Consider the following 5,556-nt stretch of genomic DNA (forward strand, 5'->3'; position numbering starts at 1 on the left):
CAGAGGTGTTTTTTCGTGCACCAGCTAGCCTTGAAACGGTGCCGCCTGTAGCAGTCGCGCACCAGCTGTGTGCAGTTCGGTGACGTCCGCTGTTACAGGGCGGTTGCACGTTAACACTTGCCAGGGTTGCAATGATGGCACTCGATGGTTGCTCCTTGTCTGTACGTGTGGTGGCGCCCGCCGCGTGGCAGACGGTTGCACGCTCAATAAAGAAAAGGCCGTCGGTCGCCTGCCAGCAACCTGCACAGTGTGTTTTCCCGTAAGACAAAACCTATGGCACGGCCCTTGCTCGGAGCACTGGGCTGAGAAGTTGTAGTGCCAACCAAAAAAAACTCTAGGAGCACCACCTCATGTCGCAGACGTTTTACAAGAAAGGTTTCCTGGCTCTGGCCGTAGCTACGGCACTGGGTGTTTCTTCGTATGTTCAGGCCGACGTCAAGATCGGTGTAGCGGGCCCGATGACCGGGGCTAACGCAGCGTTTGGCGAGCAGTACATGAAAGGTGCGCAGGCAGCGGCCGACAAGATCAACGCCGCCGGTGGCGTGAACGGCGAGAAAATCGTCCTGGTCAAGGGCGATGACGCCTGCGAGCCGAAGCAGGCCGTGGCCGTGGCCAACCGCCTGGTCGACCAGGACAAGGTGATCGGCGTGGTCGGCCACTTCTGTTCCTCCAACACCATCCCGGCCTCCGAGGTGTATGACGAGGCTGGCGTCATCGCCATCACCCCAGGTTCCACCAACCCACAGGTCACCGAGCGCGGCCTGGGCGCCATGTTCCGCATGTGCGGCCGTGACGACCAACAGGGCATCGTCGCCGGCGACTACATCGTCGACGTGCTCAAGGGCAAGAAAGTCGCGGTACTGCACGACAAGGACACCTACGGCCAGGGCCTGGCCGACGCGACCAAGGCACAGCTGGAGAAACGCGGCGTCAAGCCGGTGCTGTACGAAGGCCTGACCCGCGGCGAGAAGGACTTCAGCGCCGTGGTCACCAAGATCCGCTCCACCGGTGCCGACGTGGTCTACTTCGGTGGCCTGCACCCGGAAGCCGGCCCGCTGGTGCGCCAGCTGCGCGAACAGGGCCTGAAGGACGTCAAGTTCATGTCCGATGACGGCATCGTCACCGATGAACTGGTGTCCACCGCCGGCGGCGCACAGTACGTCGATGGCGTGTACATGACCTTCGGTGCCGACCCGCGCCTGCTGCCGGACAGCAAGGCGGTGGTGGAGGAGTTCCGCAAGGCCGGTACCGAACCTGAAGGCTATACCCTGTACGCCTATGCCTCGCTGCAGGCCCTGGCTGCAGCGTTCAACGGCGCCAAGTCGAACAAGGGCGAGGACGCTGCCAAGTGGCTCAAGGCCAACCCGGTGCAGACCGTCATGGGCGAGAAAAAGTGGGACTCGAAGGGTGACCTGACCGTGTCCGACTACGTGGTCTACCAGTGGGATGCCCAAGGCAAGTACCACCAGCTGGAAAAACAAAAATAACAACGGCCCACGGCCCGGGCGCGTCAGCCCCCGGGCCAAAGCCCAGCGGTACCTGTCTTTATCCGTAGATCTGCACAGTACTGCGCTGCGAGGGCCGCCTGTCCCAGGCCCGCCGTGGTCGGCGCTCGTGCAATCTCAATCAGGTGAGATTGCGTTATGGATGGTATTTTCCTGCAGCAACTGGTCAACGGCCTGACCCTCGGGTCGGTCTATGGCCTGATCGCCATCGGCTACACAATGGTCTATGGCATTATCGGCATGATCAACTTCGCGCACGGCGAGGTGTATATGATTTCCGCGTACCTCGCGGCGATCAGCCTGGCATTGCTGGCTTACTTCGGTATCGAGTCGTTTCCCCTGTTGATGCTGGGCACCCTGTTGTTCACCATCGTCGTCACCGGTGTGTACGGCTTCACCATCGAACGCATCGCCTACAAACCCCTGCGCAACTCCACCCGTCTGGCACCGCTGATCAGTGCCATCGGCATCTCGCTGATCCTGCAGAACTACGCGCAGATCAGCCAGGGCGCCCGCCAGCAAGGCGTGCCAACCCTGCTGGAAGGCGCCTGGCGTGTCGAAGTGGGTACCGGCTTCGTGCAACTGACCTACACCAAGATTTTCATTCTGGTGGCAGCCTTCGTTGGCATGGGCCTGCTCACCTACGTGATCAAGTACACCAAGCTCGGCCGCATGTGCCGTGCCACCCAGCAAGACCGCAAGATGGCCTCGATCCTGGGCATCAACACCGACCGGGTGATCTCCTACGTATTCGTCATCGGTGCGGTGATGGCCGCCCTGGCCGGCGTGCTGATTACCATGAACTACGGCACCTTCGACTTCTACGCCGGCTTCATCATCGGCATCAAGGCGTTCACCGCCGCGGTGCTCGGTGGTATCGGCTCGCTGCCTGGCGCCATGCTCGGCGGGATCATCCTGGGCATTTCCGAGTCGCTGTTCTCTGGCCTGATCAACTCCGACTACAAGGACGTGTTCAGCTTCTCGCTGCTGGTGATGATCCTTATCTTCCGCCCGCAAGGCCTGCTGGGCCGCCCGCTCGTGGCTAAGGTGTGAACATGTCCATTGCCAAAACTGCCTCTGTTCCTGAAACCAAAGGTTTCGATATCAAACGCAGCCTGCTGGAGACCATCGTCGCCGGCCTGCTGGCACTCATCGTGTTTGGCCCTGTCGTCGGCGTGGTGCTCGACGGCTACACCTTCAATGCCGAGCCGCGGCGTGTGGCCTGGCTGGTCGGCGGGGTGATGCTGGGGCGCTTCCTGCTCAGCCTGTATCTGCAGACTGCCGCCGGCTCGCGCATGCTCCAAGGCTTCGAAAGCGGCGGCTCGGGCGTGCATGTGCGCGCGCCGAACTACGTATCGCGGCTGCGCTATATCATCCCTGCGCTGGTGGTGATTGCCATCGTCTTCCCGATCTTCGCCAACAAGTACCTGCTGACCGTGGTCATCCTCGGCCTGATCTACGTGCTGCTGGGCCTGGGGCTGAACATCGTGGTCGGCCTGGCCGGCCTGCTCGACCTGGGCTACGTGGCGTTCTATGCCATCGGCGCGTACGGCCTGGCGCTGGGTTACCAATACCTTGGCCTGGGCTTCTGGAGCGTGCTGCCTCTGGCCGCCATCGCAGCGGCGCTGGCGGGGTGCATACTCGGCTTCCCGGTGCTGCGAATGCACGGCGACTACCTGGCGATCGTGACCTTGGGCTTTGGCGAGATCATCCGCCTGGTGCTGAACAACTGGTTGTCGTTCACCGGCGGCCCGAACGGCATGCCGGCACCGGCGCCCACCTTCTTCGGCCTGGAGTTCGGCCGCCGGGCCAAGGACGGCGGGGTACCGATCCACGAGTTCTTCGGCTTCGATTACAACGCCAACCTCAAGTTCGTGTTCATCTACGCGGTGCTGTTCATCGTCGTGCTGGCAGTGCTGTACATCAAGCACCGCCTGACCCGCATGCCGGTCGGCCGTGCCTGGGAAGCGCTACGCGAAGACGAGATCGCCTGCCGCTCGATGGGCCTGAACCACGTGCTGGTCAAGCTCTCGGCGTTTACTCTGGGTGCTTCCACCGCCGGCCTGGCCGGGGTGTTCTTTGCCACCTACCAAGGCTTCGTCAACCCGTCGTCGTTCACCTTCTTCGAGTCAGCGCTGATCCTCGCCATCGTCGTGCTCGGTGGCATGGGCTCGACCGTGGGCGTGGTGATCGCGGCCTTCGTGCTGACCGTGGCGCCCGAGTTGCTGCGCAGCTTCTCCGAATACCGCGTGCTGCTGTTCGGTGTGCTGATGGTGCTGATGATGATCTGGCGACCGCGTGGGCTGATCCGCATCAGCCGTACCGGTGTGACCCCGCGTAAAGGAGTGGCGCCATGAGCGACGATATCATTCTCTCGGTCGACAACCTGATGATGCAGTTCGGTGGCATCAAGGCGCTCAGCGATGTCAGCCTGAAGGTCCGGCGCAACCAGATCTTTGCACTTATCGGCCCTAACGGTGCGGGCAAGACCACTGTGTTCAACTGCCTGACCGGGTTCTACAAGGCGAGTGGCGGGCGCATCGAGCTGAACGTGCGCGGCAGCCACACCAATGTCATCCAGCTGCTGGGCGAGCGCTTCCAGGCGGCAGACTTCGTCTCCCCGGCGCGCTTTGCCAACCGCATGTACTACAAGATGTTCGGCGGTACCCACCTGGTCAACCGCGCCGGCCTGGCACGCACCTTCCAGAACATTCGCCTGTTCAAGGAAATGTCGGTGGTGGAGAACCTGCTGGTGGCCCAGCATATGTGGGTCAACCGCAACCTGCTGGCCGGGGTGCTCAATACCAAGGCCTACCGCAAGGCCGAGAGCGACGCGCTGGACCACGCATTCTACTGGCTGGAAGTGGTCGATCTGGTCGATTGCGCCAACCGACTGGCTGGCGAGCTTTCGTACGGCCAGCAGCGCCGCCTGGAAATCGCCCGGGCCATGTGCACGCGGCCGAAGATCATCTGCCTGGACGAACCAGCGGCTGGCCTGAACCCGCAGGAAACCGAGGCACTCAGCCGCATGATCCGTGTGCTGCGCGACGAGCATGACATCACCGTGGTGCTGATCGAACACGACATGGGCATGGTCATGAGCATTTCCGACCATATCGTGGTGCTTGACCACGGCAACGTTATTGCCGAAGGCGCGCCGCAGGATATCCGCCACAACCCGACGGTGATCGCCGCCTACCTGGGTGCCGATGAAGAGGAACTGGTATGAGTGCACCCATTCTCGAACTGAAGGACCTGGACGTGTTCTACGGCCCGATCCAGGCGCTGAAAAAGGTCTCGATGCACATCAACGAGGGCGAGACGGTCAGCCTGATCGGTGCCAACGGTGCCGGCAAGTCGACCCTGCTGATGTCGATCTTCGGCCAGCCGCGGGCGGCCTCGGGGCATATCGTGTACCGTGGCACCGACATCACTCGCAAGTCGTCGCACTACATCGCTTCCAACGGCATCGCTCAGTCGCCGGAAGGGCGCCGGGTGTTCCCCGACATGACCGTCGAGGAAAACCTGATGATGGGCACCATCCCCATCGGCGACAAGCATGCCGACGAAGACATGCAGCGCATGTACGAGCTGTTTCCGCGCCTGAAAGAACGGCGTAACCAGAGGGCCATGACCATGTCTGGTGGCGAGCAGCAGATGCTGGCGATTGCCCGCGCGCTGATGAGCCGGCCAAAGCTGCTGCTGCTGGATGAGCCATCACTGGGGCTGGCGCCGATCGTGGTCAAGCAGATCTTCTCGACCTTGCGTGAGCTGGCCAAGACCGGGATGACCATCTTTCTGGTGGAGCAGAACGCCAACCATGCGCTGAAACTGTCGGACCGGGCTTATGTGATGGTCAACGGACAGATTCGCATGAGCGGCACGGGGCAGGAGCTATTGGTCAACGAGGAAGTCCGTAACGCCTATCTCGGCGGGCATTGAGTTGCATTCGGGGGCCGCTTTGCGGCCCTTTTCGCCGGCAAGCCAGCTCCCACAGGTACTGCGCTGCCTTCGGGGCCTGGGGGGGCCCTGTGGGAGCTGGCTTGCCGGC

General features: G+C 62.2%; 5 protein-coding genes. All 5 read left to right on the forward strand.

Going from position 1 to position 5,556, the window contains the following annotated elements:
- Positions 1-350: 350 nt before the first annotated feature.
- Positions 351-1,487 (forward strand): branched-chain amino acid ABC transporter substrate-binding protein, encoded by a 1,137-nt coding sequence (locus tag ACK1U9_RS05240; RefSeq protein WP_015271988.1) that lies wholly within the window; start codon positions 351-353, stop codon positions 1,485-1,487.
- 156 nt (positions 1,488-1,643) lie between these two features.
- A complete protein-coding gene (locus tag ACK1U9_RS05245) occupies positions 1,644-2,558 on the forward strand; it encodes an ABC transporter permease subunit (protein ID WP_013974411.1) in 915 nt (304 codons plus the stop codon).
- A 2-nt stretch (positions 2,559-2,560) separates the two neighbouring features.
- Complete coding sequence (gene livM / locus ACK1U9_RS05250) at positions 2,561-3,862, forward strand: high-affinity branched-chain amino acid ABC transporter permease LivM (RefSeq protein WP_046613297.1); 1,302 nt, start codon at positions 2,561-2,563, stop codon at positions 3,860-3,862.
- Positions 3,859-4,734 carry an ATP-binding cassette domain-containing protein gene (locus tag ACK1U9_RS05255; RefSeq protein ID WP_010955466.1) on the forward strand — a complete coding sequence of 292 codons (876 nt, stop codon included), beginning with the start codon at positions 3,859-3,861 and terminating at the stop codon, positions 4,732-4,734. Before livM ends, ACK1U9_RS05255 begins: the two co-directional genes overlap by 4 nt.
- A complete protein-coding gene (locus ACK1U9_RS05260) occupies positions 4,731-5,447 on the forward strand; it encodes an ABC transporter ATP-binding protein (RefSeq protein WP_015271986.1) in 717 nt (238 codons plus the stop codon). Before ACK1U9_RS05255 ends, ACK1U9_RS05260 begins: the two co-directional genes overlap by 4 nt.
- Positions 5,448-5,556 lie beyond the last annotated feature (109 nt).

It is taken from the genome of Pseudomonas sp. XP1, from assembly GCF_053557675.1.

What these genes read in the sequence shown, in the direction of transcription:
- ACK1U9_RS05240 (WP_015271988.1), top strand. Translation starts at nt 351, where the DNA reads ATGTCGCAGACGTTTTACAAGAAAGGTTTCCTGGCTCTGGCCGTAGCT.
- ACK1U9_RS05245 (WP_013974411.1), top strand. Translation starts at nt 1,644, where the DNA reads ATGGATGGTATTTTCCTGCAGCAACTGGTCAACGGCCTGACCCTCGGG.
- livM (WP_046613297.1), top strand. Translation starts at nt 2,561, where the DNA reads ATGTCCATTGCCAAAACTGCCTCTGTTCCTGAAACCAAAGGTTTCGAT.
- ACK1U9_RS05255 (WP_010955466.1), top strand. Translation starts at nt 3,859, where the DNA reads ATGAGCGACGATATCATTCTCTCGGTCGACAACCTGATGATGCAGTTC.
- ACK1U9_RS05260 (WP_015271986.1), top strand. Translation starts at nt 4,731, where the DNA reads ATGAGTGCACCCATTCTCGAACTGAAGGACCTGGACGTGTTCTACGGC.